At 73.2% G+C, this 26,207-nt stretch carries 28 protein-coding genes and 1 tRNA gene; 19 read left to right on the top strand and 10 right to left on the bottom strand.

Translation table 11 applies throughout. The features are described 5' to 3' along the window. Positions 1 to 3 precede the first annotated feature (3 nt). The 3 genes from AB0G01_RS02335 (at position 4) to AB0G01_RS02325 (ending at position 3,806) form a co-directional block, all read left to right on the top strand. A complete protein-coding gene (locus tag AB0G01_RS02335; RefSeq protein WP_360938785.1) occupies positions 4 to 477 on the top strand; it encodes a hypothetical protein in 474 nt (157 codons plus the stop codon). Positions 478 to 562: 85 nt separating this feature from the next. After that, a complete protein-coding gene (locus tag AB0G01_RS02330; protein ID WP_360938782.1) occupies positions 563 to 2,581 on the top strand; it encodes a dTMP kinase in 2,019 nt (672 codons plus the stop codon). Between the two features lie 22 nt (positions 2,582 to 2,603). Beyond that, positions 2,604 to 3,806, top strand: coding sequence for a DNA polymerase III subunit delta' (locus AB0G01_RS02325; RefSeq protein WP_360938779.1), 1,203 nt, complete (start codon positions 2,604 to 2,606; stop codon positions 3,804 to 3,806). Positions 3,807 to 3,845: 39 nt separating this feature from the next. On the opposite strand, the gene AB0G01_RS02320 is transcribed toward AB0G01_RS02325, so the two are convergent. Then, positions 3,846 to 4,445 carry a hypothetical protein gene (locus tag AB0G01_RS02320; RefSeq protein WP_360938776.1) on the bottom strand — a complete coding sequence of 200 codons (600 nt, stop codon included), beginning with the start codon at positions 4,443 to 4,445 and terminating at the stop codon, positions 3,846 to 3,848. Positions 4,446 to 4,526: 81 nt separating this feature from the next. On the opposite strand from AB0G01_RS02320, the gene AB0G01_RS02315 reads away from it, so the two are divergent. Then, positions 4,527 to 4,600, top strand: a tRNA-Thr gene (locus tag AB0G01_RS02315). 140 nt (positions 4,601 to 4,740) lie between these two features. Here AB0G01_RS02315 and AB0G01_RS02310 read toward each other — a convergent pair. Further along, positions 4,741 to 5,427, bottom strand: coding sequence for a hypothetical protein (locus AB0G01_RS02310; protein WP_360938773.1), 687 nt, complete (start codon positions 5,425 to 5,427; stop codon positions 4,741 to 4,743). A 258-nt stretch (positions 5,428 to 5,685) separates the two neighbouring features. Here AB0G01_RS02310 and AB0G01_RS02305 point away from each other — a divergent pair, with 258 nt between their 5' ends. Continuing rightward, positions 5,686 to 5,832, top strand: a complete 147-nt coding sequence (locus AB0G01_RS02305) for a hypothetical protein (RefSeq protein ID WP_360938770.1) — start codon at positions 5,686 to 5,688, stop codon at positions 5,830 to 5,832. Here AB0G01_RS02305 and AB0G01_RS02300 read toward each other — a convergent pair. Continuing rightward, positions 5,819 to 6,751 (bottom strand): TIGR03617 family F420-dependent LLM class oxidoreductase, encoded by a 933-nt coding sequence (locus AB0G01_RS02300; RefSeq protein WP_360938767.1) that lies wholly within the window; start codon positions 6,749 to 6,751, stop codon positions 5,819 to 5,821. The genes AB0G01_RS02305 and AB0G01_RS02300 overlap by 14 nt on opposite strands. A gap of 10 nt (positions 6,752 to 6,761) precedes the next feature. Next, a complete protein-coding gene (locus tag AB0G01_RS02295) occupies positions 6,762 to 7,343 on the bottom strand; it encodes an excalibur calcium-binding domain-containing protein (RefSeq protein ID WP_360938764.1) in 582 nt (193 codons plus the stop codon). Between AB0G01_RS02295 and AB0G01_RS02290 the strand changes: the two genes are divergently transcribed. Beyond that, the gene (locus AB0G01_RS02290; RefSeq protein WP_360938761.1) at positions 7,333 to 7,632 is read left to right on the top strand and encodes a hypothetical protein; all 300 of its coding nucleotides are present in this window, start codon (positions 7,333 to 7,335) and stop codon (positions 7,630 to 7,632) included. The genes AB0G01_RS02295 and AB0G01_RS02290 overlap by 11 nt on opposite strands. Before the next feature lie 54 nt (positions 7,633 to 7,686). Here the strand turns inward: AB0G01_RS02290 and AB0G01_RS02285 are convergent, their stop codons facing one another. After that, on the bottom strand, positions 7,687 to 8,142 hold the full coding sequence (locus AB0G01_RS02285) for a DUF4442 domain-containing protein (RefSeq protein WP_360938758.1): 456 nt from the start codon (positions 8,140 to 8,142) through the stop codon (positions 7,687 to 7,689). Between the two features lie 140 nt (positions 8,143 to 8,282). Here AB0G01_RS02285 and AB0G01_RS02280 point away from each other — a divergent pair, with 140 nt between their 5' ends. Together AB0G01_RS02280 and AB0G01_RS02275 are read left to right on the top strand one after the other, a co-directional pair. After that, positions 8,283 to 8,786 carry a MarR family transcriptional regulator gene (locus tag AB0G01_RS02280; protein WP_360938755.1) on the top strand — a complete coding sequence of 168 codons (504 nt, stop codon included), beginning with the start codon at positions 8,283 to 8,285 and terminating at the stop codon, positions 8,784 to 8,786. After that, positions 8,786 to 10,456: an MDR family MFS transporter gene (locus AB0G01_RS02275; protein WP_360938752.1), complete on the top strand. Its 1,671-nt coding sequence runs from the start codon at positions 8,786 to 8,788 to the stop codon at positions 10,454 to 10,456. Before AB0G01_RS02280 ends, AB0G01_RS02275 begins: the two co-directional genes overlap by 1 nt. A 67-nt stretch (positions 10,457 to 10,523) precedes the next feature. Here the strand turns inward: AB0G01_RS02275 and AB0G01_RS02270 are convergent, their stop codons facing one another. Next, the gene (locus AB0G01_RS02270) at positions 10,524 to 11,027 is read right to left on the bottom strand and encodes an inorganic diphosphatase (protein WP_360938749.1); all 504 of its coding nucleotides are present in this window, start codon (positions 11,025 to 11,027) and stop codon (positions 10,524 to 10,526) included. 125 nt (positions 11,028 to 11,152) lie between these two features. On the opposite strand from AB0G01_RS02270, the gene dacB reads away from it, so the two are divergent. From dacB to AB0G01_RS02215, 11 genes are all read left to right on the top strand, one after another. Next, complete coding sequence (dacB, locus tag AB0G01_RS02265) at positions 11,153 to 13,036, top strand: D-alanyl-D-alanine carboxypeptidase/D-alanyl-D-alanine-endopeptidase (protein ID WP_360938746.1); 1,884 nt, start codon at positions 11,153 to 11,155, stop codon at positions 13,034 to 13,036. Positions 13,037 to 13,096: 60 nt separating this feature from the next. Further along, positions 13,097 to 14,119 (top strand): zinc-dependent metalloprotease, encoded by a 1,023-nt coding sequence (locus tag AB0G01_RS02260; protein ID WP_360938743.1) that lies wholly within the window; start codon positions 13,097 to 13,099, stop codon positions 14,117 to 14,119. Beyond that, positions 14,116 to 15,054, top strand: a complete 939-nt coding sequence (tilS, locus tag AB0G01_RS02255) for a tRNA lysidine(34) synthetase TilS (RefSeq protein WP_360938740.1) — start codon at positions 14,116 to 14,118, stop codon at positions 15,052 to 15,054. The genes AB0G01_RS02260 and tilS overlap by 4 nt, the downstream gene beginning before the upstream one ends. Positions 15,055 to 15,071: 17 nt before the next feature. Then, positions 15,072 to 15,623 carry a hypoxanthine phosphoribosyltransferase gene (gene hpt / locus AB0G01_RS02250; protein WP_360938737.1) on the top strand — a complete coding sequence of 184 codons (552 nt, stop codon included), beginning with the start codon at positions 15,072 to 15,074 and terminating at the stop codon, positions 15,621 to 15,623. 526 nt (positions 15,624 to 16,149) lie between these two features. Then, positions 16,150 to 18,360 carry an ATP-dependent zinc metalloprotease FtsH gene (gene ftsH, locus AB0G01_RS02245; protein ID WP_360938734.1) on the top strand — a complete coding sequence of 737 codons (2,211 nt, stop codon included), beginning with the start codon at positions 16,150 to 16,152 and terminating at the stop codon, positions 18,358 to 18,360. Continuing rightward, positions 18,357 to 18,989, top strand: coding sequence for a GTP cyclohydrolase I FolE (gene folE, locus AB0G01_RS02240; protein ID WP_360938731.1), 633 nt, complete (start codon positions 18,357 to 18,359; stop codon positions 18,987 to 18,989). Before ftsH ends, folE begins: the two co-directional genes overlap by 4 nt. A 29-nt stretch (positions 18,990 to 19,018) precedes the next feature. After that, complete coding sequence (folP, locus tag AB0G01_RS02235) at positions 19,019 to 19,825, top strand: dihydropteroate synthase (protein ID WP_360939844.1); 807 nt, start codon at positions 19,019 to 19,021, stop codon at positions 19,823 to 19,825. Between the two features lies 1 nt (position 19,826). Continuing rightward, positions 19,827 to 20,189, top strand: coding sequence for a dihydroneopterin aldolase (gene folB, locus AB0G01_RS02230; RefSeq protein WP_360938728.1), 363 nt, complete (start codon positions 19,827 to 19,829; stop codon positions 20,187 to 20,189). After that, on the top strand, positions 20,186 to 20,668 hold the full coding sequence (gene folK / locus AB0G01_RS02225) for a 2-amino-4-hydroxy-6-hydroxymethyldihydropteridine diphosphokinase (protein ID WP_360938725.1): 483 nt from the start codon (positions 20,186 to 20,188) through the stop codon (positions 20,666 to 20,668). Before folB ends, folK begins: the two co-directional genes overlap by 4 nt. Positions 20,669 to 20,743: 75 nt before the next feature. Beyond that, positions 20,744 to 21,196 (top strand): DUF3180 domain-containing protein, encoded by a 453-nt coding sequence (locus AB0G01_RS02220; protein WP_360938722.1) that lies wholly within the window; start codon positions 20,744 to 20,746, stop codon positions 21,194 to 21,196. Between the two features lie 50 nt (positions 21,197 to 21,246). Beyond that, complete coding sequence (locus AB0G01_RS02215) at positions 21,247 to 23,175, top strand: DUF6779 domain-containing protein (protein ID WP_360938719.1); 1,929 nt, start codon at positions 21,247 to 21,249, stop codon at positions 23,173 to 23,175. 1 nt (position 23,176) lies between these two features. On the opposite strand, the gene AB0G01_RS02210 is transcribed toward AB0G01_RS02215, so the two are convergent. From AB0G01_RS02210 to AB0G01_RS02195, 4 genes are all read right to left on the bottom strand, one after another. Continuing rightward, positions 23,177 to 24,250, bottom strand: a complete 1,074-nt coding sequence (locus AB0G01_RS02210; protein ID WP_360938717.1) for an NADH-quinone oxidoreductase subunit D — start codon at positions 24,248 to 24,250, stop codon at positions 23,177 to 23,179. Positions 24,251 to 24,267: 17 nt separating this feature from the next. Beyond that, entirely contained in the window at positions 24,268 to 24,714 is a 447-nt protein-coding gene (locus tag AB0G01_RS02205) for a DUF1203 domain-containing protein (protein ID WP_360938715.1), read from the bottom strand. 67 nt (positions 24,715 to 24,781) lie between these two features. Continuing rightward, complete coding sequence (locus AB0G01_RS02200) at positions 24,782 to 25,225, bottom strand: MarR family winged helix-turn-helix transcriptional regulator (protein WP_360938713.1); 444 nt, start codon at positions 25,223 to 25,225, stop codon at positions 24,782 to 24,784. A 58-nt stretch (positions 25,226 to 25,283) separates the two neighbouring features. After that, positions 25,284 to 26,198, bottom strand: a complete 915-nt coding sequence (locus AB0G01_RS02195) for an SAM-dependent methyltransferase (protein ID WP_360938711.1) — start codon at positions 26,196 to 26,198, stop codon at positions 25,284 to 25,286. Positions 26,199 to 26,207 lie beyond the last annotated feature (9 nt).

The following is a 26,207-nucleotide window of genomic DNA, read 5'->3' as shown; positions in this document are numbered from 1 at the left end:
GCGGTGGACGACTTCGGCCCGGACGGCACGCAGGAACCACCGCCACCCCGCTCGTTCCCGGACCCGCTCGCGGGTCTGGTCACGGGCGAGACCTATCCACCCCGGCCCTTCCCGGACGCGCTGAGCGGACCGGCGGCCCCCGGGCCGCCGGTCATCCCGCACGTCGACGTGCCGTCGGTGTACGCGGAGCCGACGCGCCGGCCCGCGCACCACAAGCAGACCCGCCGCGCGCCGGGTCCCCTGTCGGGGTCCGCGCCGCAGCTCGCGCCCGCCTGGTCGGACGCCTCGCAGGCCTACCGGCAGCGGTCGGTGCCGTTCGCGCAGCGGCCCGCCATGAACCAGGTCGGGCACCAGCCGGCCAAGAAGAGCGGCAAGGGCGGCCTGATCGGGTGCCTGGTGGTGCTCGCGGGGTTGAGCGGACTGCTGTTCAACGTGCTGCGCGAGATCTTCGAAGCGATCGCCAAGCTGTTCACGTGACCGCCCGGACCACCCGAACGGCCTAGGCGGTCCGAGGGGCTCGCACGCCCCGGTTACCCTGGTTCCCCGGCACGGACGGGCGGGGGTGGGCACCATCCAGGACAGCGGCACAGCGGCCTCGACCAGCCACCGGATTCGCAGCGTGCTCGCGATCCGGCCGTTCCGCAGGCTCTGGGGTGTCACCTATCTGTGCAGTGTCGGTGACTGGCTGTCACTGCTCGCGCTGACCGGTCTCGTCTCCAAGCTCACCCAGAGCTACCAGTGGGAGAGCTTCGCGCTCAGCCTGGTGGTGCTCACCCAGTTGCTGCCGGGCATCCTGTTCGCCCCGCTGGGCGGTGTGCTCGCGGACCGGTTCGACCGCCGCAAGATCATGGTCGTCTGCGACCTGCTGCGCGGCGGCCTGTTCCTCTCCATCGCCCTGGTCGGCACGGCCTGGTGGCTGTTCATCGCGAACTTCCTGGTCGGCTGCTGCGCGATGCTGTGGATTCCGGCCAAGGACTCGGCCGTGCCGAACCTGCTGCGCCGCTCGGACCAGGTCGAGACGGCCAACCAGCTCGGCCTGGCGATGACCTACGGCATCGCGGTGATCAGCGGTGCGGGCCTGTACGCGCTGATCTCCGGCATCCCCGGCTACCTGCACCTCCAGAGCACCGACATCGAGTTCCGGATCGCGACCATCGCCGTGATGGTCAACGGCGCGCTGTACGTGACCTCGGCGGTCCTGGTCGCGGTGCGGATACCGGAGCTGTCCGGCCGCGCCGACGCGGCCAGGCGCGAGGAGGGTGAGCGCGAGGGCTTCTTCGCGATGCTCCGCGACGGCCTACGGTTCGCCGGGCGCACGCCGCTGGTGCGCGGCCTGGTGATCGGCATGATCGGCGCGTTCGCGGCGGCCGGCGCGGTGATCGGCACGGCCAAGCTTTACGCGCTGTCCCTGCTCGGCGGCGACTCGACGTTCGGCCTGCTGTTCGTCGCGGTGTTCACGGGCCTCGCGGTCGGCATGGCCGTCGCGCCCCGGATGGCCCGCCGGCTGTCCTACGAGCGGCTGTTCGGCGTGACGATCGTGCTCGCCGGCACCAGCCTGGTGCTGGTCGCGCTCGCGCCGCACCTGTGGACCGCGCTGATCGCGGTGGCGCTGGTCGGCGGCTGCGCCGGGATGGCGTTCCTGACCGGCCTGACCATCGTCGGGTCCAAGGTCGAGGACGCCATGCGCGGCCGGACCGTGGCGCTGCTCCAGTCGCTGCTCAAGGTGGTGCTCTTCGCCGCGTCCGCCACGGCCCCGCTGCTGGTCAGCCTGATCCAGCAGCGGACCATCACGGTGCTCGGCCACCAGGTGCAGGTCGACGGCACCCGCCCGGTGCTGTTCGGCGCGGCGGTGATCGCGGCGCTGCTCGGCCTGATCGCCTACCGGCAGATGGACGACCGGCGCACCGAGCCGATCCTGTCCGACCTGCTGGCCGCGCTGCGCGGGCGGTCCCGGCGGGGCGGGGGCGTGCTGATCGCGGTCGAGGGGGAGAGCCGGGCCGACACGTCCGCGCAGGCGCGCCTGCTGGCCGAGGCGCTGCGCGCGGCCGGGCACCGGGTGCTGCTCGCGTCCGACCCGGACCTGGACGAGCAGCGGTTGCGCAACCTGCTGTCCACCGCCGACCTCGCGGGGGTGCGGGCGCACGCCCTGGTCGCGGCGGCGGTGCGGGCGGACGTGGTGGAGCGCGAGGTGCGGCCCGCGCTGGCCGGCGGCTCGCTGGTGGTGATGGAGCGGTACGTGGACAGCCCGTTGGCGCACTTCAGCGCGGCGGGCAGCATCGAGCCCCGGGAGGTGGAGGGGCTGGTCGACTGGGCCACCGGTCGGCTGCGGCCGGACCTGACCGTGCTGCTCGACCGGACGCCGACCGGGCCCGCCGCGTCCGAACCCGCCGCGTCCGCGGACGCCGTGGAGCACCACTGGCGGGTGCAGCGGCTGCTGACCGGGATGGCGTCCGCCGATCCGGGCCGCTACCTGGTGGTGGACGGGGACGGGACGGTGGACGAGGTGGCCGACCGGGTGCGCGCCGCCGTGGTGCCGCTGCTGGCCGGCGTTCCGGTGCGGCCGGTGGCGGAGAACTCCTGAGAACTCGGTAGGTTTGACGACCGTGGCCGGCAGAGGGGTGTGGAACCAGGTCGTCGGGCAGCCCGACGCGGTGGCGGTGCTGCGCGCGGCGGCCGAGGCCGCCGCGTCGATCGTGGTCGGCGGATCGCCCCCACCCGGTGCCATGACGCACGCCTGGCTGTTCACCGGCCCGCCCGGCTCGGGGCGCTCCGGCACGGCGCGGGCGTTCGCCGCGGCGCTGGAGTGCACGGCCGTCGACGACCGGCCGGGCTGCGGCACGTGCGCCGGGTGCCACACGACCCTGGCCGGCACGCACGCCGACGTGCGGGTGGTCGCGCCCGAGGGCCTGTCGATCGCGGTGGCCGAGATGCGCGCGCTGGTCCAGGTGTCGGCGCGCCGCCCGACGTCCGGGCGGTGGCAGGTGGTGATCATCGCGGACGCCGACCGGTTGACCGAGGGCGCGTCGAACGCGCTGCTCAAGGCCGTGGAGGAACCGCCGGCGCGGACCGTGTTCCTGTTGTGCGCGCCGTCGTCCCACCCCGACGACGTGTCGGTGACGATCCGCTCGCGGTGCCGGGTCGTGTCGCTGGGCACGCCCCGGCTCGACGCGATCGCGGCGGCGCTGGCCGAGGACGGCGTCCCCGCCGACGAGGCGCGGTGGGCCGCGTCGGTGTGCGGCGGGAACGTGGCCCGCGCCCGGCGGCTGGCGACCGAGGAGTCGGTGCGGGCGCGGCGCGAATCGGTGCTGCGGATACCGCTGGCGCTGCGCCGGCCGGCGGACATCTTCACCTGCGCGGACAACCTGGTCCAGGCCGCCGAGGCGGACGCGCTGACCGCAAACGAGGCCCGCGACGAGTCCGAGCGGCACGCGCTGGAGACCGCGATGGGCGCGGGCGGCACGGGCAAGGGCACGGCGGCGGCCACCCGGGGTGCCAAGGGCGCGCTGAAGGACCTGGAGAAGCGGCAGAAGTCGCGCACCACCCGGACCCAGCGGGACTCGCTGGACCAGGCGCTGGTGGACCTGGCGGCGTTCTACCGGGACGTGCTGGTCACGTCGTCGGGTGCGGTGGCCGTGCTGAACCACCCCGACCGGGAGGCCGACGCGCGCACGGCGGCCGAGGCGTGGACCCAGGAGTCGACGTTGCGCCGGCTGGAGGCCGTGCTCGCATGCCGGAACGCGCTGGAGCTGAACGTGAAGCCGCGGATCGCGGTCGAGGCGATGCTGACCACGCTCCACCGCGGCTGACACCCCCGGACGGGCGCTCGCACGACGTGCGAGCCCGGCTCACCCCCGCGCGGCGGGCTCCGGGGCACCGCCGGCGGATCGGCACCGCCGCCACCGCGACCACTCCGGCGAGCCGGAGCGCCGTGCCCGTCCAGAAGATCGGGACGGTCCGGTAGGCGGCGTTGGTGTGCGCCAGTCGCCGGACGTCCTTGGGCGGGGCGGCGTGCCCACCGCCGCCGGGAGGCGTCGGTACCGGTGGGCACACCACCCCGCCAGTCGGGGCAGCCGCGCGGACGACCTGCTCACCAGGGACACCTGTGCCAACGCCGAAGGCAGGTTCGGCAGCCCGAGGGCTTCGGTCGGCAACAGCCGGAGGTCGAGCAGCCGCGCGGTTGCCCCGAGCACGTGTCCCCTGATGGCGGGGCCGTCTTGCCGGAGCGGGCTGTCGGGGGCCGTGGACTTCTCGGTGAGCTGCGCGATCCGGAGGCGCAGCACGCCGATCGGCACGTCGAAGCCCGGGGTGGGCGGCGTCGAGCCGGGTGCGGGCCGGGCCGACGCGGGAGCGGCACGCGGCGCGACCAGCACAGCGGCAACCGGCACGGCCGTCAGGCGCATGTGGTCGTACCTCCCCGCAGTGGTGTCGACGAGCGCGGCGCTCACGTGAGCGGCGTCACGAACGACCTAACGACGGCACCCCCTGCTGGGTGACGCCCGACGCTTGGGCTATAGTTCTCGCGTCTCGCCGCCTTAGCTCAGTCGGCCAGAGCAGCTCACTCGTAATGAGCAGGTCATCGGTTCGATTCCGATAGGCGGCTCGCGGGATACAAGGACCAGGTCAGCGTGTCTGACCTGGTCCTTTTCGTTCCTCGCGGTGGTGCCGGGTGGCAGTGCTGTGCGGTCTCGAACGGCTGTGCGCGGAGCGTGCCCGGCGGTGTGGACCGCTGCCCCGTGCGGTCTACCTGGTCCTTTCCGGGCCGACCCCGTAGGTGTCGGTGCCGGAGGGCGCATTTCCCCCGACGACGTCGGTCAGCGCTCTCCGGTGGTCCGGGCACAGCAGCGGAATGCCCAGCTCGAAGATCTCCCGGCGGTCCGGGTCGTCCGCGACCTGTGCGCTGAGCACTTCGGCCGGGGTCGTGTAGGGGCCGGCTTCCGCCAGGCTCCGGCACGTGGTGGCCACCCAGGCGGAAGCCGTGCGGTAGTGGCGGTGCACCGAGCCGGAGAGCCCCGCCCGGGACACGGCCTCGTCGAGCTGCTCCTCCGGGGTGAACACGCCGCGCCGCACCCAGACGTTCGCGGTCGGGTAGCTGCTCCGGTCGACCAGGATCGAACTCACCAACCACTTTCCCAGTGACTCCGGGAGTGCTCCGGTCGGCGTGATCGTGAACAGCGCGGCTTTTGTCTTGTCGTCGGTGAGGTAGACGGAGTAGCCGAGGTCCCGGATTTCCGCCACGGCGGTGTCGGCGGCGCTGCCCGAGTACTTCGCCGGGTCGATCTCCGGGGGAAGCGGAGCCGGGGTCGTGGTGGTCACCACGACCGTTGTCGGCGATTGTGCCGGCCCGGTCGACCGGACCACGGCAGAACCGCACGACGACAGGGTGATCGCGGTTCCGATCACCAGGACGGACAGCACGAATGGGCGCATGCGGACTCTTTCGCAGTCGCTATCGGTACGTCGCCTCGCATGGTGAGGTATTCCGTGTATCGGTGACCGGCCCGCCTCGCGTTACTGCGTTCGGCGGAACACTGAATCGGCTGTTCGGTGCTCCAGCGCGGTCGGTGCGGGGGCGACGATCGCTACCGGGTGCGTTTCGTCTGAGTTGACTGCTCCATCAGGGTGGCCTTTCGCCCGTTCGCGTCAGGCTTCGTCCACCCTGGCGTTGCCACCGTGGAGGTGAGGGCGATGATCGCGATGATCGCGGTGACGGTCCTGGCATTGCCGCTGGTCCTGCTGGCCGCACGAATCGGCCGACGGCGCTGGGTGCGGGGGCGCGGGGTGGCGCTGGTGCGGACCGGACTGGTGTTCCACCACCGGCTCACCCGGTCCTGAGCACCCTCGTGGCGACGTCGCCGTAGCGGCGCTCCAGTTCGGCCTCGACTTCGGACGGGGTGCCCACCACCGTGAACGCGTGGAGCACGTCGTCGTCCACGGCGGCGGACATGTCGTCCCACAGCCGACGGCGCGACATCCGGTGCAGCTCCTCGTGCAGCTCGCCCCAGCCGTGCAGGTCGAGCACCTTGCGGTAGGCGGGGGTCGAGCCGTAGAACGCGATCTGCCGGCGCGCGTCGGCGACCTCCCGCTCGTCGGTGGCGACCAGGGACGGCGCGCTGATCTCCAGGTCCGCCACCGTCCTCCCGGTCGTCGCCCGGCCCTTCGCCAAGGCGGGCAGCGTCACTTCCCGCAGGTACCGCTCGGTGGTGAAGTTGTGGCACAGGAACCCGTCGGCCACCTCGCCCGCCACCTCGGTCATCAGCTCGCCCACGCCCGCGAGCCACACCTTCGGCCGGCCGTGCGGGTTCGGGCCGGGGTCGAAGAACGGGGTCATCAGGGTGTGCGTGTAGAACTCGCCGCGGAAGCGCAGCCGCTCGCCGGTGGCCCAGGCATCCCAGATCGCGTGCAGGGCCTGGACGAACTCGCGCATCCGCGCCGCCGGCCGAGACCACGGCATCCCGAACCGCTTGGTGACGTGCGGCTCGACCTGCGAGCCCAGGCCCAGGTGGAACCGGCCGCCGGAGGCCAGGTGCAGGTCGTTCGCCTGCACGGCGGTGCTCATGGGGTTGCGGGCGAAGGCGACGGCGATCGCGGTGCCCAGGTCGAGGCCGACGTCGGCCACCCGCGACAGGCCCAGGAACGGGTCGTGCTTCGTCTCGGCGAGCCAGAAACCCGTGCGGCCGGCGGCGTGCGCGCGCCGGGCGGCGTCCCCGACGGTGCGCGGGTCGTACTCGATCTCCAGGCGTTCGACCTTCACGCCCCCGAACCTACTTCTCGCAGGCCACCCCGTCGCCGTCGCGGTCGAGCCCGGCGCGGTAACCGGGTTGGCCCGCGTAGAGCGGCGCTGCTCCGGCGGCCTTCGCGTCGGTGCAGTTCGCGTAGTACGCGCTCGGCGGCGGTGCGGGTGCCACCGGTCGCGGAGGTGCCACGGTCTGCCTCGGCGGGGGTGCCACGGTCTGCTGGACCGGGGGAGCCGGAGGCGGTTCCGGGACCGGCTCCGGGGTGGGCGGGGGAGGCGGCGCGACGGTGTCCGCGCCCGAGCACGGCGGGCCCCACAGACCCCGGCCCGCGTTCCGCGCGGACGTCTGGGCGGTGGTGAGCGCCGAGGACGCCGACTGCGCGGCCCGAGCCGCGCCCTGCTCGACCGCGCGCACGGCCAGGTCGGTGCCATCGGCCAGCACGACGGCGTCGCCGACCACGCGAACCTCCTTGCCGCCGACCGTGGCGGTCAGGAAGTCCACCGCGGCCTGGGCCCAGCAGGCTCCCGGTTCGGCCAGGGCGCTCAACACCATCCGGTTCCCGCCGGCCACGGTGATCGTGCGGCCGTCCACGATTCCGGTGACGCCCACGGCGGGTGGTGCGGTGGTCGTCGTCGGGGAAATCGTGGTGGACGTGGGTGCGGTATCGGAGGAAGGCGCTGCCGGACCGGACATGGCCGGTGAAGAGTTGCACGCGCTCACCGCCAGTACGGTCAGCACCAGCGCGGATGACGATCTTCTCAACATTGTGGCGGTCATGTCGACGTCATCGCCGGGCACTGCGGATTGTTACCCGCAGGCACGGCGAATTCGGGTCGGGTCGATCTGTGCGCCGTTTTCCGCGATCCCCGACCTGCGGCGAAGAAGATTCACGAAATGACTTCAGAACCGGTGGTGACCAATACCGCGACGAGTGCGGGCCCCGATCCGGGGATCAGGTCCGGTTCGGGCGCAGCGTCCAGACGACGGTCATCTCGGCGGTCGTCACGCCGTCGGCGTTGGTGATCGTCACGGCCACCGGGAACTCCGGGCGAGTGCCCGCGTCGAGTTCCGCCACCACCTCGTCCGCCGGCCGGCCCAGCACCGCCTCGGCGCGCAGCGCGCCCCGCGCCAGCTTCCGGTACGTGATCTCCGACCGGGCGACGAGCGGGGTGGCCTTGCCCAGGTGCGGGGCGAAGGCGGCCATGGCCACCGCGCCCGAGGCGGTCTCGCCGAGGCCGAAGATCATCGCCGCGTGCGGGCCCGCGACGTGGTTGTGGGTGGCCGGGTCGTCCGGCAGCCCGGCCACCACCCGGTCCCCGGTGAGCTCGAAGAACTCCACCCGGCTGGTCTGCACCCACGGCACGGCCTGCGTCATCGCGTCGGCGACGAACGAGTAGTCAGCGGTCATGCCCCGGATGTTACCGACCGGTAGTCATGAGACGCGAGTCACCGGTTATTTCATTTGCCAAGACTCTCCGCAAGGTCCAAGCTTGTATCCAGCAACTAGTTGGATGATGCAAGCAAACGGAGTGTTCCATGGTGACCCCGGTGAGTGACGACGTGCCTGACGCGCAGCTCGCCCAGGCCGAGCGCATCGGCATGGCGCTGGTCCGCCTCAACAAGATGCACGCCTGCGTCGCCGCCCAACTGAGCAGGACGGGGATGGACAAGGCCTCGTTCGTGCTGCTGGCGAACCTGAGCCACCTGGGGCCCTCCCGGTCGAGCGCACTGGCCGAAGCGGTCTTCTCGGACCCCTCGACGGTCAGCCGCCAGGTCGCGACGCTGGTCAAGGAGGGGTGGGTGGAGCGCCGGGCGGATCCCGACGACGGCCGGGCCAGCGTGCTGGCCGTGACGGACGCGGGGACCCGCCTGCTGGCGGAGCGGCGGCTGATGCGCAACCAGTCCATCGCCCGGATGTTCACCGACTGGTCCGAGGAGGACCTGGGGGCGTTCATCGACTACTTCGAGCGCTTCGTGGGCGACTACGAGAAGGCGCTGCCGAATTTCATCGCTGAGAGCGGACTGGGGCCGCGCTCAGAAGGGGAGAAGTGATGTCGGAGACGACAACCCGAGCGGACGCGCCGCCACCCGGTGCCGCGCTGCTCACCCACCGGCAGATCCTGACGATCCTGTCCGGACTGCTGCTGGGGCTGTTCCTCGCCGCGCTGGACCAGATGATCGTGGCCACGGCCATGAAGACCATCGCGGACGAGCTCAACGGCCAGACGCTTCAGGCGTGGGCGACCACGGCGTACCTGATCACGGCCACCATCTCGACCCCGTTGTACGGCAAGCTGTCCGACATCTACGGCCGCAAGCCGATGTACCTCACCGCCATCTCGCTGTTCCTCGCCGGCTCGCTGCTGTGCGGCATCGCGAACTCGATGTACGAGCTGGCCGCGTTCCGCGCGGTGCAGGGCCTCGGCGCGGGTGGTCTGATGTCGCTGGCGATGGCGATCCTGGCGGATATCACGTCGCCGCGCGAGCGCAGCAAGTACACCGGCTACTTCATGGCCGTGTTCGGCATCGCGAGCGTCGCGGGCCCCGTCGTCGGCGGCCTGTTCGCGGGCCTGGAGACGTTCCTGGGCACCGCCGGCTGGCGCTGGGTGTTCCTGATCAACGTGCCGGTCGCGCTGATCGCGCTGGTCGTGGTGGGCAAGGTGCTCAACATCCCGCACAAGCGGGTGAACCACCGGATCGACTTCCTGGGCGCGGCGACGATCACCATCGGCCTGGTGCCGCTGCTGGTCGTGGCCGAGCAGGGCCGGGAGTGGGGCTGGGCCTCCGGCACCTCGATCACGATGTACGTGGTCGGCGTGCTCGGGCTGGTCGCGTTCGTGTTCGTGCAGAAGCGGATGGGCGACGAGGCGCTGCTGCCGCTGCGGCTGTTCCGCCGGCAGACGTTCTCGCTCGGCAACACCGTCAACTTCCTGCTCGGCGTCGGGATGTTCGGCGGCATGGTCTCGCTGCCGCTCTACCTCCAGATCGTGAAGGGCTACTCCGCCACCCAGGCGGGCCTGATGATGCTGCCGCTCACGCTCGGCATCATGACCGCCGCCGGCACCAGCGGCCAGTACACCGCGAAGACCGGCCGGTACAAGGTGTTCCCGGTGGTCGGGCTGGGGCTGATGGCGGTGACGCTGTTCGCGTTCAGCACCATCGGCACGGACACCCCGTCCTGGGGACCGCTCGTCCTGATGTTCTTCATGGGCGCGGGGCTGGGCCTGTGCATGCAGACCCTGCTGGTGGCCATCCAGAACGACGCGGAGCCCCGCGACATGGGTGTCGCGACCGCCTCGGCCACGTTCTTCCGGCAGATCGGCGGCACGGTCGGCACGGCGGTGTTCCTGTCCATCCTGTTCAGCACGGTCGGCGACAAGATCGGCAACGCGGTGAACGCGTCGATGGGCGACCCGGCGTTCCTGGCCGCCCTGGCGCGCCCGGAGAACCAGCAGTTCGCCGCGTCGCTGAAGGAGGGCGGTGCGGGGCTGAGCCTGGACAACACCGAGTTCCTGCAAACCCTGGACCCGGTGCTGGCCCGGCCGTTCCTGGACGGCTTCTCCGGCTCGATCGACCTGGTGTTCCTGGTCGGCGCGCTGGTGACGGTGGTCGGCTTCGCGTTCGTGTGGTTCCTGCGCGAGGTGCCGCTGTCCAACCGGTCCGGCCTGGAGCGGGTGAACGACGAGAACGAGGCCGCCCAGGCCCCGGTCGCCATCCACTGATCACGCACGCCGGATGACGGAAGCGGGCCACCCGTCGGGGGTGGCCCGCTTCGTCACGTGCCCGGGGTCAGTGGTCCTCGCCGTTCGCGACGGCGTCCTTGAGGCGCTGGTAGGAGCGCACGATCTCGGCCTCGGCCTCGGTGCGCCCGACCCACGTCGCGCCCTCCACGCTCTTGCCCGGCTCCAGGTCCTTGTAGACCTCGAAGAAGTGCTGGATCTCCAGCCGGTAGAACTCGTTGAGGTGGTGGATGTCGCGCAGGTGCTCGCTGCGGGGGTCCTCGGCCGGCACGCAGAGCAGCTTGTCGTCGCCGCCCTTCTCGTCGGTCATGCGGAACATGCCGATCGCGCGGGAGCGGATGAGGCAGCCGGGAAACGTCGGCTCCTGGACGACGACGAGGGCGTCGAGCGGGTCGCCGTCCTCACCCAGTGTGTCGTCGACGAAGCCGTAGTCCGCCGGGTACTGAGTGGCCGTGAAGAGGGTGCGGTCCAGGCGGATGCGCCCCGTCTTGTGGTCCATCTCGTACTTGTTGCGGACCCCCTTGGGGATCTCGATGGTGACGTCGAACTCCACTGCGCGGTCCTCGCTCGTCCTTGACGTTCGTTACGCCACTAGTGTGGACCACGAGGTGTCGTCAACCCTCACCCACGTGCAGGTCGCGGGTGTGACATTGCCCGTAATCAACCCCGGAGGACTGCGTGGCCGACGAGCCATCCTGGCCGACCGTCGACGGCGACGAGAAGACCGGAGAATCGCCGACCGTGCAGGTCAGGCGTCCGCGACCGGCCGATCCGCCGACCATGCGCATTCCCGTGCCGCTGCCCGCGAAGCCGCCGCCGGCCGGTCCGGGGCCCGCCGGCGGGCCGGCTCCGAAGCCGGCCGCTGAACCGATCACGGAACGTGAGAGGTCGTCGACGCCCACCGGCACGGCGGCCGTCCCCGCCGTCCGGGGCACGTCCGCCGCCACCGCATCGGGTGGTTCCGCGCCGCGTGGCGGTCAGGCCGGGAGCGGGCCGGGCGGCAGCCGCGCGCCGGGCACCGGTGGCCCGCCGGACGGGCCGTGGACGCCCGGTCGGGGAGTGCCCGTCGCCGCCCAGTCCGAACGTGCCCAGTCGGAGCGTGCCCAGTCGGAGCGTCCGGCGCGGGCCGCCGAGCCGGAGCCGCGCAGCGAGCCCGTGCGGGTGCCGCCGGCCGACGACGTCGTGGAGGAGGCCCCGCGCAAGCGCCGGTGGCCGCTGGTCGGCGCGCTCGCGCTGGTCGTGGTGCTGGCGGGCGGCGCGGTGGCGGGTTGGCAGCTCGGCTGGCTGGACACCGCGCCCACCCCGACGACCGCCGCCCCGCAGCCGCCCGCGCCGGTCTCGCTCGCCGTGCGGGGCATCGGCGCGACCGCGCCCGTCCCGTCCGCCACCGGTGTCGGGGCCGTGCTGCGCGGACCGGCCGGCAACGCCGCGCTGGGCACCCTCACCGGGATCGTGGTCGACCCGGCCGCCGGCACCACCCTGTGGAAGCAGGGCGAGACGACCCCGCTGACCCCCGCGTCGACGGTGAAGGTGCTGGTCGCGACGGCCGCGCTGCTCACCCTCGACCACACCGCCCAGCTTTCCACCAAGGTCGTCCGGGGCGACCAGCCCGGCACGGTCGTGCTGGTCGGCGGCGGCGACCCGACGCTGTCCACGTTCCCGGCCGACCGCCGCACGGTCTACCCCGGCGCGGCGACGCTCGACGACCTCGCCTCCCAGGTGTCCCGGAACGGCCCGGTCACGCAGGTGCTGTTCGACGTCAGCCGGTACCAGGGCGAGGGCCTGGCCCCCGGCTGGGACCCCACCGACGTGCCGAACGGCTACGTGTCCCCGATCGGGCCGCTGATGGCCGACGGCGGCCGGCAGGACCCGACCACGCCGGACACGCCCCGCACCGCCACGCCCGGCGCGGCGGCGGCCTCCGCGCTGGCCGGCCGGCTGGGCGTGACCTCGGTCGGCGCGGGGACCGCGCCCGCCGCCGGCGAGGTGCTCGGCGAGGTGAAGTCCGCGCCGGTCGACCAGCTCGTCGAGAACATGATGCAGATCTCGGACAACGTGCTGGCCGAGACGCTCGCCCGCGAGGTCGCGCTGGCCAAGGGGCTGCCGCCGACCTTCGCCGGCGGGGTCCAGGCGGTGCGCGCGGTGCTCACCGAGAACGGGTTCGACCTGACCGGCGTGCAGGTGGTGGACGCCTCCGGCCTCTCGCCCGACGACAAGGTGCCCGCGCGGCTGCTCGGCGACCTGCTGGTGGCCGCCGCCAAGCCGGACGCCGCCGACGTCCGCACGGCCAAGCTGCGACCGCTGCTGACCGCGCTGCCGGTCGCGGGTGGCAGCGGCACGCTGGCCGGCCGCTACGGCACGGCGGGCGCGGCGGGCAAGGGCTGGGTGCGCGCCAAGACCGGCACGCTGACCGGGGTGAACTCGCTGGCCGGCGTCGTGGTGGACGTGGACGGCCGGCTGCTGGTGTTCGCGTTCATGTCGCTCAGCCCGACCGACGCCAAGACCGTTCGCGGCGGGCTGGACGAGCTCGCCGCCGCGCTCCGGGGCTGCGGCTGCGCTTGACCGGTGAATCCGGGAACGCGGAGTGTCGCCGGGCCCTGCGGCGCAGGTAGCGTCAGTGGGGTGAGCGCCTCTACGCAGGACCACCGGGCGGGGAGCGAACCCGTCGACTGGGAATTGGCCGTGGCCACCGCCGACCGGCTGGTGCGGCCGGGACCGGTGGTGCCCCGGGCCGAGGCGGACCTCGCCGTCGGCCTGCTGCGCGAGCAGGCGATCGACGCCGAGGTGCACGTCCGGGAGCTGACCGGGCTCGGGCACGGGCTGCCGCTCCAGGCGGGCGAGGTCGTGGACCGGCCCGGCTGGGTGCGCGCGGCCGTGCGGGGCCTGGCCGCGCTGACCGACGGTGCGCTCCCGCGCCAGTCCGGCGCGTTCAGCGGGGTCCTCGCGAGCACGGCGGGCGTGCAGACGGGCGTGGTCGTCGCGTTCCTCAGCGGCCGGGTGCTCGGCCAGTACGACCCGTTCTCGGCCGGCGGCCGGTTGCTCCTGGTCGCGCCCAACATCGTCGGCGCGCAGCGCGCGCTGGACGTCCCCGGCCCGGATTTCAGCATGTGGGTGTGCCTGCACGAGGGCACGCACCGGCTCCAGTTCACCGCCGTGCCGTGGCTCGCCGAGCACTTCTCCGGGCTGGTCACCACGCTGCTCGGCGCGCTGGACGAGGGCGTCGCGCCGAGGCTGCGCGACCTGCCCCGGCGGCTGCGCGAGGCGGGCGGGTTCGTCGACCTGTTGCAGAGCCCGGCGCAGCGCGAGCCGCTGGACCGGCTGATCGCGCTGTCCACCCTGCTCGAAGGCCACGCTGACCACGTGATGGACGCCGTGGGCCCGGAGGTCGTCCCGTCCGTCGGGGTCATCCGCGAGCGGTTCACCGCCCGGCGCAAGGGCGGCGGGGTGCTCGATCGGATTCTGCGCACGCTGCTCGGCGTCGAGGCGAAGGTCCGCCAGTACGCGGAGGGGGCGGCGTTCACCCGGCACGTGGTCGACCGCGTGGGCATGGCCGGCTTCAACGTGGTGTGGACCAGCCCCGAGACGCTGCCCACCCGGGCCGAGATCGCCGATCCGGCCGCTTGGCTGCGCCGCGTCTCCCCGTGAACGGTCCGCTCGCGGAGGTCCGCACAGCCGTCAAGCGGTTCTTCGCCGAGCACCAGCCCGAACAGGTGACCGTCGCCGTGTCCGGCGGCGCGGACTCGCTCGCCCTGGCCGCCGTGACCGCACACCTCGTGCCCGGCGCGCGGGCCGTGGTGGTCGACCACGGCCTCCAGGAGGGGTCCGCCGCCATCGCGGAGCGAGCCGCGACCACGTGCGCGGAGCTCGGCCTCGCAGCGGAGGTCCGAAGGGTCGTCGTGTCCGGTCCCGGCGGCCCGGAGGCCGCCGCCCGGCGGGCCCGGTACGCGGCGCTGCGCCCGGACCGGGGGGTGGTGCTGCTCGGCCACACCAGGGACGACCAGGCGGAAACCGTCCTGCTGGGGCTGGGGCGCGGGTCCGGGCCCCGCAGCATCGCCGGGATGCGGTCCCACGACCCGCCGTGGGGCCGGCCGCTGCTGGCCGTCGCCCGCGACACCACGAACGCGGCGTGCGCCGAACTGGGCCTGACTCCGTGGGTCGACCCGCACAACTCCGACCCGGCGTTCACCCGCGTCAGGCTGCGCGCCGAGGTGTTGCCGCTCCTCGAAGACGTGCTCCGGCACGGCGTCGCCGACGCGCTGGCGCGCACCGCCGCGCAACTGCGCGAGGACTGCGACGCGCTGGACGAGATCGCCCGGCGCTTCTCCGGCGACCGGCGCGCGGCCGACGACCTCCACGACCTCCCCCCGGCGCTGCGCAGGCGGGTCCTGCGCCTGTGGCTGCTCGACGCGGGCGTGCCCGAGTTGTCCGACTCGCACCTGCGGCGGGTCGACGCGCTGGTGGGCGAGTGGCGCGGGCAGGGCGGCGTCTGGCTGCCCGGCGGCTTTGTGGCGCGCCGCGTGCATGGCAGGCTGGCTGTCGAACGGCCCGAGGGAACACCGGACAAACCAGTTCAGTCATGACAAAAAGGGGATCGTCCGTGTACGACGGCGACATCGCCTCCGTGCTCATCACCGAGCAGGAAATCAGCGACAAGGTCACCGAGCTGGCCAACAAGGTCGGGGCCGACTACCCGGCCGACGGCGGGTCGGACCTGGTCTTGATCACCGTGCTCAAGGGCGCGGTGATGTTCATGACCGACTTGGCCAGGGCGCTCCCGGTGCCCGTGCAACTGGAGTTCATGGCGGTCAGCTCCTACGGCTCCTCCACCTCGTCGTCCGGCGTGGTGCGCATCCTCAAGGACCTGGACCGCGACATCGCGGACCGGGACGTGATCATCGTCGAGGACATCATCGACTCCGGTCTGACGTTGTCCTGGCTGCTCAAGAACCTGGCGTCGCGCAAGCCGCGCTCGCTGGAGGTGTGCTCGCTGCTCCGCAAGCCGGACGCCGTGAAGGTCGACGTGCCGGTGAAGTACGTGGGCTTCGAGATCCCCAACGAGTTCGTCGTGGGCTACGGCCTGGACTACTCCGAGCGCTACCGCGACCTGCCCTACATCGGCACCTTGGACCCCAAGGTCTACACGGTGTGATTTTGCCGCGACTTCGTCGCGGCGGGCTCGGCCGCCTGGAGTCGGCCCATCGCACCGTCTTCCACCCCGATCGGAAAGCGTGATCGGGGTGGAAGGCGGTGCGACAGGCCGACGCGGCCTCGCGTGGTGGTTGCGTGAGGGCCGGGTGCCGGGTGTTGGGGGAGCTGGGGGGCGAGCTGGGCGGGGGCGGGCGACCGGGGAATGCGTGGCGCACGTCACTTGGGTGGAACTCACCTTGTGTTACCTGTGGGTAACCTTTGATCTTTCGTCGGTGTTGTGGGTGGTTCGCCGCTGCGGTTCGCCTTCTGCCAGGCGTGAATTGGACCCGTCTGACCTGCGAACCGTGTTCGCGGTCACTGCGGGGAACGCTTGACGCCTCCCATCCGTTGGTCGTACGAGACGTGACAGCCCCGCACGCGGAGCACTCCGCCCGCGCCTTGGGCGGTAGGCTGGTCGGACGGGTCGTGCCCGTCCGCGCCCGTCACCAAGTCAGGGAGGGTCGAGGCCGCCCGCCGGCCGTAAGTGAATGGACCGCAAGCGCCTGCTTCGCAACCCGCTGCTGTGGATCGTGGCGGTGTTGCTGCTCTACTACGCCTTCACCGTGCTCTTCGACGACGCACGGGGTTACACCCCGGTCAAAACGTCCCAGGCACTGCAACAAGTCCGGGACGGCAAAGTCAAAGAAGCCACGATCGAGGACAAGGAGCAGCGCCTCAAACTGACCCTCAACGACGGGGTGACCTTCGAAGGTCACAACCGGTTGATCACGCAGTTCCCGGCGAGCTCCACCGACGAGGTCTTCACCATCCTCGACCAGGCGGGCAACAAGCCGACCGTCGAGACCAAGGTCAGCCAGGACTCGTTCCTGATGCAGATGCTGCTGTACCTGGTCCCGCTCGGCCTGCTGCTGCTCCTGCTGATGTGGATGATGAACAACTCCCAGGGCGGCGGCAACCGCGTCCTGAACTTCGGCAAGTCCAAGGCCAAGCAGTTGTCCAAGGACATGCCCAAGACGACCTTCGCGGACGTCGCGGGTGCCGAGGAGGCCGTGGAGGAGCTCTACGAGATCAAGGACTTCCTCCAGAACCCCGGCCGCTACCAGGCGTTGGGCGCGAAGATCCCGAAGGGCGTGCTGCTCTACGGCCCGCCCGGCACCGGCAAGACCCTGCTGGCCAGGGCCGTCGCCGGTGAAGCCGGGGTGCCGTTCTACTCGATCTCCGGCTCGGACTTCGTCGAGATGTTCGTCGGTGTGGGCGCTTCCCGCGTTCGCGACCTGTTCGAACAGGCCAAGCAGAACGCGCCGTGCATCATCTTCGTGGACGAGATCGACGCGGTCGGCCGCCATCGCGGCGCGGGCCTCGGCGGCGGCCACGACGAGCGCGAGCAGACCCTCAACCAGTTGCTCGTCGAGATGGACGGCTTCGACTCGCGCGGCGGGATCATCCTGATCGCCGCCACCAACCGCCCCGACATCCTGGACCCGGCGCTGCTGCGCCCCGGCCGGTTCGACCGGCAGATCCCGGTGTCCCCGCCCGACCTCAAGGGCCGTCGGCAGATCCTCCGCGTCCACGCCAAGGGCAAGCCGCTGGCGTCGGAATCGGACCTGGACGGCCTGGCCAAGCGCACCGTGGGCTTCTCCGGCGCGGACCTCGCGAACGTGATCAACGAGGCCGCCCTGCTCACCGCCCGCCAGAACGGCACCGTGATCGACGCGGCGGCCCTGGAGGAGTCGGTGGACCGGGTGATCGGCGGTCCGGCCCGCAAGAGCCGGATCATCTCCGAGAAGGAGAAGAAGATCACCGCCTACCACGAGGCCGGGCACGCCCTGGCCGCGTGGGCGATGCCGGACATCGACCCGGTGTACAAGGTCACCATCCTCGCCCGCGGGCGGACCGGCGGTCACACGCTGTCCGTGCCGGAGGAGGACAAGGACCTGATGACCAGGTCCGAGATGATCGCCCGGCTGGTGTTCGCGCTCGGCGGCCGGTCCGCCGAGGAGCTGGTCTTCCACGAGCCGACCACGGGTGCGTCCAACGACATCGAGCAGGCGACCAAGATCGCCCGCGCGATGGTCACCGAGTACGGCATGTCCGCCCGGCTCGGGGCCGTCAAGTACGGCCAGGAGCAGGGCGAGCCGTTCCTCGGCCGCACCGCGGGCCGGCAGGCGGACTACTCGCTGGAGGTCGCGCACGAGATCGACGAGGAGGTGCGCGAACTCATCGAGGCCGCGCACACCGAGGCGTACGAGGTGCTCAACACCTACCGCGACGTTCTCGACGCGCTCACGCTGGAGCTGATCGAGAAGGAGACCCTGCACCAGAAGGACCTGGAGCGGATCTTCGCCGCCGTGGAGAAGCGCCCGCGGATCACGAAGTTCAACGACTTCGGCAACCGCACGCCGTCGGACAAACCGCCGGTCAAGACCCCCGCGGAGCTGGCGAAGGAGCGCGGCGAGCCGTGGCCCCCCGCCATCGAGGACACCCTCCAGCAGGAGTTGCCCCCGGCGCAGGACCCGGTCCCCGGACCGCAGCCGGCGGTGCCCAACGGCAACGGCGCGCCCTACCAGCCGCAGCAGCCGCAGCACCCCACGTCCGGCCCGCCGAACTACGGCGCGCCGCCCGGGTGGACCCCGGCCACCGTCCCCGGCAGCGGTCAGCCCGCGCCGTGGCAGCCGGAGCACACCGACGCGGAGGCGGGGAAGCGGACCTTCGACGCCGATCCGGACAACCGCACGTGACCGAGATCGACCAGGCCGGCCTCCCCGCGAGCGGGGAGGCCGGCTCCACGCGGCGGGTGTTCGACCAGAAGCGGGCCGAGGCGGCCGTCCGCGAGCTGCTGCTCGCGTGCGGCGAGGACCCCGAACGGGAAGGGCTCCGCGACACGCCGGCGCGGGTCGCGCGGGCGTACCGGGAGCTGTTCGCGGGCCTGTACACCGACCCGGACTCGGTGCTGGCGAAGACCTTCGACGAGAGCCACGAGGAACTCGTCCTGGTCACCGACATCCCGATGTTCTCGTTCTGCGAGCACCACCTGCTGCCGTTCCACGGGGTCGCGCACGTGGGGTACATCCCCAACGAGCACGGCCGGGTGACCGGGCTGTCCAAGCTGGCCCGGTTGGTCGACCTCTACGCCAAGCGGCCCCAGGTGCAGGAGCGCCTGACGTCCCAGGTCGCGGACGCCCTGGTGCGCCGGCTCGAACCGCGCGGCGCGATCGTCGTGGTCGAGGCCGAACACCTGTGCATGGGGATGCGGGGTGTCCGCAAGCCCGGCTCGCGGACCACCACGTCCGCCGTGCGCGGCATCCTGCGGTCCTCCGCGTCGTCCCGGGCAGAGGCGATCGAGTTGATCCGAGGGCGCACCAGGTGAGCCTGCCTCGGCCGGGGCGCTGCGTGGTGATGGGCGTCCTGAACGTCACCCCGGACTCGTTCAGCGACGGCGGCCGGTACCTCGGCCGCTCGGACGCGGTCGAGCACGGCGTGGCGATGTTCCGGCGCGGCGCGGACGTGATCGACGTCGGCGGCGAGTCCACCCGGCCGGGCGCGGACCGCGTCGACCCGGCGGTCGAGGCCGCGCGGATCACCCCGGTGATCCGCGAGCTGGTCGCCGAGGGCGTGCCGGTGTCGGTGGACACCATGCGCGCCGAGGTGGCCTCGGCGGCGCTGGAGGCGGGCGCGTCGATCGTGAACGACGTGTCGGGCGGGCTCGCCGACCCGGGGATGGCGTCCGTGGTGGCGTCGGCCGGGGTGCCCTACGTGCTGATGCACTGGCGCGGGCACAGTCGCGGGATGAACCGCCTCGCCGTCTACGACGACGTGGTGCGGGACGTCCGGGACGAGCTGTGCGCGCGGGTCGACGTCGCGCTGGCGGCGGGCGTGGCGGCGGACCGGATCGTGCTGGACCCCGGGCTGGGGTTCGCCAAGGACGCCGACCACAACTGGCAGTTGCTGCACCGCCTGGACGAGCTGGTGGCCCTGGGGTTCCCGGTGCTGGTCGGCGCGTCCCGCAAGCGCTTCCTCGGCTCGCTGCTGGGTGAGCGCGCGCCGGCCGGCCGCGAGGACGCGACGGCCGCCGTGTCGGCGCTGGCCGCGTTCGTCGGGGCGTGGGGCGTGCGGGTGCACGACGTGGACCGGACGGTGGACGCGGTGGCCGTGGCGCGCGCCTGGCGGGCCGGGCGTGGTGGGTTCTCCGGCGGAGGTGGCTGAGATGGCGGATCGGATTTCGTTGCGCGGACTGCGCGTGCGCGGGTTCCACGGCGTGTTCGAGCACGAGAAGCGCGACGGGCAGGACTTCCTGGTCGACGTGACGGTGTGGCTGGACCTGTCCCGCGCGGCGGCCACCGACGACCTGCGCGAGACGCTGCACTACGGCGAGCTGGCCGAGCGCGCGGCGGCGATCGTCGGCGGCGGCCCTTATGACCTGATCGAGACGGTCGCGAGCAAGGTCGCCGACGAGGTGATGACCGACCTGCGGGTCCGGGCCACCGAGGTGACGATCCACAAGCCGTCCGCGCCGATCCCGCTCTCCTTCGAGGACGTGTCGGTGACCGTCCGCCGGGAACGCGGGTGAGCCGCGCCGTCCTGTCCATCGGCTCGAACCTGGGCGACCGGTTCGGGTTCCTGCGGGCGGCGGTGGCGGGGTTCGCGGCCGAGCTGGTCGCGGTGTCCCCGGTGTACGAGACCGCGCCGTGGGGTGTGACCGACCAGGACGACTTCCTCAACGCCGTGCTGGTGGTGTCCGGCGGGCCGGGGCCGTGGGACTGGCTGCGGCGCGGCCGGGAGCTGGAGGACGCGGCCGGCCGGGTGCGCGTGCTGCGGTGGGGCCCCCGGACGTTGGACGTGGACGTGGTCACCGTGGACGGGGTCGAGTCGGACGACCCGTCGCTGGTGCTGCCGCACCCCGGCGCGCACGAGCGGGCCACCGTGCTGGTGCCCTGGCTGGACGTCGAGCCGGACGCGGTCCTGCCCGGCCACGGCCCGGTGGCCGGGCTGGTGGCGGCGCTGGACCTGGGTGGCGTGACCCGCCGCGACGACCTCCGGTTGGCCTGATCCCCGAGGTGCGCCCCGCGCGGCCCGGCCGTTCGGCTCGTGGGAGACCGCCGGTCGGATGACACCATGGGGTGCGTGAGGTTCACCAAGCCCCGTGACCTGCTCGCCGCCGGACTGATCGCGGGCCTGCTCGCGCACCTGCTGCTCCGGCTCGCCTACGACACCCTGCCGCCGCTGCCCACCTTCGCCGGGTTCACCCTGCTCGTCATAGCGGCGGTGGACCTCGTGCTGGGTTTCTCGCTGCGCGCGCGCATCCTGCGCCGGCCCGGCACCGCCCCGGTGCAGCCGTTGACCGCGGCGCGGGCGGTGGCGCTGGCCAAGGCGTCCTCGCTGCTCGGCGCGATCATGGGTGGGGCGTGGGCGGGCGTGCTGATCTACGTGCTGCCCGCGCGCGGCGAGTTCGAGGCCGCCGACCACGATCTGGTGAGCGGGGTGGTCGGAATCCTCTGCGCGGCGGCGCTGGTGGGCGCGGCGTTGTGGCTGGAGCACTGCTGCAAAACGCCGGAAGATCCCCACCTGGACGGGTGAATACCGGTGCGGAGGTCTCAATCGGGTAACTGGCCGGTACGGTAGACGCCATGACCGGGCGAGGCACGTCGCAGGACGACGAGCAGCAAGATCACGGTCGTGGCTCTGGGCGACTACTGCTGGTAGCAGCGTTGGCGCTCGCGCTGGGTGCCGCGGCGGTGCTGGTGCTGAGCGACAGCGCCCGGTGGCTGAGACTGGCCGTCGTCGCGGCGCTGTGGGCCGCGCTGGTCGGCGCGTTCCTCGCGGCCCGCTACCGCGGGCAGGTCCACGACGGCGCGGACGAGGTGGCCGACCTCCAGTCGGTGTACGAGTTGGAGCTGGAGCGCGAGGTCGCCGCCCGCCGCGAGTACGAGCTGGAGATCGAGGCGGAGACCCGCAAGCGGGTGCGGGAAGAGGCCAAGGACGACCTGGAGGCGCTGCGCGGCGAGCTGCGCGCCCTGCGGGAGAACCTGGAGGCCCTGCTCGGCGGCGAGGTGCTGGTGGAACGCGTGGCGCTGCGCGCCGAGTCGACCCGGATGCGCTCGCTGTCCGACCAGTCCCGGGTGATGTCGGTGAGCGACCAGCGGATCATCACGACCGGGCCCGCGAAGACGACGACCGTGACGAAGACCGTGGAGAAGCCGGCCGCGCCGGACCGCACGGAGTTGATCGAGCGGGTGCCGCACGAGGCCCCGCGCAAGGAGCAGGTTCGGCGTCCCGAACCCGTGCGCCCCGACCCGAGCAGGCGTGACCCGGCCCAGCCCGCGCGGCGCGAACCCGCCCGGACGACCCAGCAGCGGCCCGCCTCGGCGGTGCGCGCGCCGGAGTCGCCCGAGCGGGTCAGCCGGGCGGAACCGGCGGGTCGGCTGACGCCGGCGAGCCGTCCGGCGGATTCGACGCGGCGCGCCGAACCGGTCCGTGCGACCGAGCCCGCGGACTTCTTCACCGACGCGAAGGCACCGGCCCGGTCCGGCGGTGGCGCGGTGCCGGGTGGCGGTGGTGGTCGTGCCGGTGGTGACGGGCCCGGTTCCGGCGGGGCTCCCGGTGGCGGTGCCGCCGGTGGCAGCGGTTCAGGTGGTAGTGGTTCGGGCGGTAGTGGTTCGGGTGGCGGGGTGTCCGCCGGTGGTGCTTCCGGCGGTGGTGCTTCGGGCGGTGCGCCCGGTGGTGACGAGGTTCGGGGGCGGGCCGAGGCCGCGCGGCCGGAGGTGCCCGCCGAACCGGTGGTGCGCAAGTCCGAGCCGTCCCGCACCGAGCACACGATCCAGCGGCGCAGCCGGGTCGCCGAGCGGACCGAGATGATCAGCCGGGACGCGGTGGCGGCGGACCAGTCCGCCCGCCACCCCGCGACCGAGCAGGCCGCGCCGGTCGAGCAGGCCCCCGTGCGGCGCGCCGCGCCGCGCCCGGCCGACCAGACCGGCGGCTTCCGCCCGGTGACCGGTGCGGAGTCGGCGCAGGCCGCTCGGCGCGCGGCCGAGCAGAGCGGCTACCACCCCGCGCCGGGGACCGGGCAGCGGACCGAGCAAGCCGGGCACCGGCCCACGCCGGTCCGGCGCGCCGAGCAGAGCGGGTACCAGCAGGCCGTGCCCACCGCCGGGCAGCGGGCCGAGCAGAGCGGCTACCACCCCGCTCCCGCGCCGGTCCGGCGCGTGGCCGAGCAGAGCGGGTACCACCCCGTGCCGGTGTCCGGGCAGCGGGCGGCCGAGCAGAGCGGGTACCAGGCGGTGCCCGCGACCGGGCAGCGCGCGGCGGAGGAGAGCGGCTACCTGCCGGTCTCGGCGGAGCCCGCCGGGCGGTCGTCGGCCGAGCTGTCCACCGAGCGGCGGACGGCCGACGAGGCCGGCGGCCGGCGGCGGGCCGAGGACCGGCCCGCCGGGCACCGGGGCGCGCCCGAACCCGAGCCCGCCGGTGCGCACGCGGACGGCAAGTCGGTGAGCGAGCTGCTGGCCGCGTTCGGCGGGGGCGAGTCGCCGCGCCGGCGTCGGCGGCGGGGCGAGGACTGACCTACTTGTCGATGTCGCCGACCACCACGGCGAACGACCCGAGCACGGCCGGCAGGTCGACCACCGCCGTGCCGGGCAGCAGCGCGGACAACGCCTGCACGTTGTTGAACGACGGCGTGCGCAGCTTGAGCCGCCACGGCGTCTTCTCGCCGCGCGACGCCAGGTGCACCCCGGACGTGCCGAGCGGCGCTTCGACCCGGGTGTACACCGACCCCTCGGGGGCCTTGACCGCCTTGGGCAGCCGCAGGTTCACCGGCCCGCCCGGCACCCGGTCCAGGCACCGCCCCACCAGCCGGACCGACTGCCGCACCTCGTCCACCAGGCACCGGACCCGGGCCAGCGCGTCGCCCCCGGTCCGCACCACCGGCGTCACGTCGAGCCCCCGGTAGCCGGGCAGCGGATCGTCCCGGCGCAGGTCGAAGTCCACCCCCGACGCCCGCCCGGTCGGACCGGTCACGCCGTACGCGAGCGCGGACTCCCGCGACAGCACGCCGATCCCGGCCAAGCCGTCGGGGATCGGGCCGATGTCCACGGCGGACAGCGCGGCGCGCACCCGGTCGGCCCACCCGGCGGGCACGTCCTCGCGGAGCCCGCCGATCCGGTTGAACATGAAGTGGATCCGGCCGCCCGACGCCTCTTCCAGCACGGCCTGCACGGCTTCCCGCCCGCGCGCGGCGGCCGGTCCGGTCAGCGGCGTCAGGAACACCAGGTGCGCCATGATCCGGTTGAGCTCGCACAGCACGACCCGCAGGACCTGCGCGCGGGCGGGCACGTCCATGCCGGTCATCCGCTCGACGGCGAGCGCGACGGCCAGTTCGTTGCAGAACGCGGCCAGCCAGTCGTGCCGGTTGGCCAGCGTCAGCACCTGGCGGTAGTCGCGGACCTCGAAGAGCTTCTCCGCGCCCCGGTGCAGGTGGCCGACGAGCGGTTCGGCGGCGGTGATGACCTCGTCGTCGCGCACGGTCAACCGGAGCCGGTACGCGCCGTGCGCGGAGGGGTGCAGCGGGCCGAGGTCGACGACCCGGTCCACGCCCAGGTGACGGGCTCCGGCACCGACGCCGACGGTGATCTCCACCGCGTCATGCTCGCACGTCAGTCCGCGGTGACCGCGAACAGGAAGCAACCGTGCGACACGCTGCGCACCTGCACCTCGACCACGGCGGGGTCGTCCAACAACCCTTCGATCCGGGCGCTCAACTCGTCGGGCCGCGCGATCTCGCCGTCCCGGATGCGGCCGTCGGCGTCGTAGGCGCGCAGGGTGCGCCGGTTGTGCCGGAACGCCTCGGGCACTTCGTGCACGGTGTCCGGGCCGGCGCACGGCAGCATGTGCGCGAACACCGGGCCGAACTCCTCGTACGGGCCGCGCCCGGCGGTGGGCGAGTACCGGAACAGCACCAGCGGTTCGCCGGGGCCGGCCTTGCGCAGGCAGCACCGCAGCGGCGCGCCCGGGGACTCGTACCGCAGCTCGTGGAACTCGTCCGTGCCGGCCAGCCGGCGGGCCCGCTCCACCACGTCCGTGGGCAACGCGTGAATCCTCATGCGGCCGAGCCTGGTCGTCGGGACCCCGGGAGGCCGGCGGTCTTCGGACGTGGCGGCCCGGGTGGGGTCACCAGACCGGGCGGATGCCGCCCGGCGCGGTGCGGTCCAGGTACGCGGTGAGGCTGTCGCGGAGGCCGGCGAACTCGGCGTCGCCGACGAGGGCGGCGAATTCGGCGTCCAGTTCGGCCCACAGGCGGTCGGCCAGGCGCAGGTAGTCGTGGCCCTCGCCGGTCAGCGCGAGGACCTGCGCGCGGCGGTCGGCGGGGTGCGGCTCGCGCCGGACGTAGCCCCACCCGACCAGTTCGGCGACGGTCTTGCCGGCGGCCTGCTTCGAGACGCCCAGGTGCGCGGCCAGGTCGACGGTCGTCGGGTGCGGGTGCGCGGACAGGTACCGGAAGACGTACCCGTGCGCGGGGCGCAGCGGCTCCAGCCGGTGCTCGGCCAGGCGCTCGTGGAAGCGGTCGGTCATCGCCCGGAACGTCCTGGCCAGCAGCATCGACACGGGTTGCACGGTCGTCCAGTGTGCAGGCGGACAACCTGGTTGTCCACTGGCGGGGCCGGGTGCCGGGTCAGGGACGCCAGGGCGGCAGCGGCGGCAGCAGGTCCGCGACCGGGACGCCGACGCCGTGCAGCAGCCAGCCGAACGAGCCCAGGCCGCCGGGCGCGCGGAGCTCGGCCACCCGGGACGCCTTGGCCGCCGCCTCCAGCCACGCCACGCCGGTAAGACCGCGCGGACTCGACGAGGACAGGCCGAGGGCGGCCAGCGCGTCGCGCTGGGACACCAGCACCCGGTCGCCGCCGGCGGCCTCGGCGCAGGCGTCCAGGGCCACGTGCGCGGTCAGGTCGCACGACCCGTCGAACACCGGCGGCACGCGGCGGCCCTCCCGGTACGCGGCGAAGGTGCCTTCCGGGTACCGGCCCGCCGCCCGGTCTGCCCGCAGGTGCCCGTAGTCGACGGCCAGCGCCGCGCCCCGCACCCGGCCCACGGCGTCCGCCCACGCCCGGTCCCGGGGCGCGCCGACCTCGGCGCGCCGGCCGGGTGCCAACGGCCACCAGCGGTCCAGCCACGGGTCCTCGTGCGGGCCCACCACCAGCGGGCACGGGATCGCGTCCAGCCACTCGTGGCCGACCAGCAGCCCGTGCACGGCGGCGGGCAGCTCCCGCGTCCACCCGACGCCCGGCAGCGAGCGGGCCGGACCGAGGTCGACGGCGGTCACGCGCAGCCGGTCGGCGAGCGGACCGGTGGCCAGCGAGCGGACGGCCGCCGCGAGTTCGCCGCCGCCCGCGCCGACGTCGACGAAGTCCAGGCGGGCCGGCCCACCCAGGGCGAAGTCCACCCGTTCGAGCAGCACCAGGAGCGCTTCGGCCAGCTCAGGGCCGATCAGCGGCGCGGTGCGGAAGTGGTCGGCCGGTACCGCGCCTCGGGTGAAGAACCCCTCCGGGCCGTACAGCGCGGTGCGCCACGCCCCTTCCGAGTCCCTCATCCGTCAAGT

The sequence above is a fragment of the Actinosynnema sp. NPDC023587 genome (assembly GCF_040640215.1).
GTDB lineage: Bacteria > Actinomycetota > Actinomycetes > Mycobacteriales > Pseudonocardiaceae > Actinosynnema.
The sequence above is the reverse complement of the archived record's forward strand: the minus strand, read 5'-3'. Positions and strand labels throughout refer to the sequence as shown.

Coding starts and splice junctions, on each gene's coding strand:
- AB0G01_RS02275 (WP_360938752.1), top strand. CDS start 8,786: ATGTCGGAGACGACAACCCGAGCGGACGCGCCGCCACCCGGTGCCGCG.
- AB0G01_RS02285 (WP_360938758.1), bottom strand. CDS start 8,142: ATGACCGCTGACTACTCGTTCGTCGCCGACGCGATGACGCAGGCCGTG.
- AB0G01_RS02205 (WP_360938715.1), bottom strand. CDS start 24,714: ATGAGGATTCACGCGTTGCCCACGGACGTGGTGGAGCGGGCCCGCCGG.
- AB0G01_RS02215 (WP_360938719.1), top strand. CDS start 21,247: ATGACCGGGCGAGGCACGTCGCAGGACGACGAGCAGCAAGATCACGGT.
- AB0G01_RS02305 (WP_360938770.1), top strand. CDS start 5,686: ATGATCGCGATGATCGCGGTGACGGTCCTGGCATTGCCGCTGGTCCTG.
- ftsH (WP_360938734.1), top strand. CDS start 16,150: ATGGACCGCAAGCGCCTGCTTCGCAACCCGCTGCTGTGGATCGTGGCG.
- AB0G01_RS02195 (WP_360938711.1), bottom strand. CDS start 26,198: ATGAGGGACTCGGAAGGGGCGTGGCGCACCGCGCTGTACGGCCCGGAG.
- folB (WP_360938728.1), top strand. CDS start 19,827: ATGGCGGATCGGATTTCGTTGCGCGGACTGCGCGTGCGCGGGTTCCAC.
- AB0G01_RS02310 (WP_360938773.1), bottom strand. CDS start 5,427: ATGCGCCCATTCGTGCTGTCCGTCCTGGTGATCGGAACCGCGATCACC.
- folP (WP_360939844.1), top strand. CDS start 19,019: ATGGGCGTCCTGAACGTCACCCCGGACTCGTTCAGCGACGGCGGCCGG.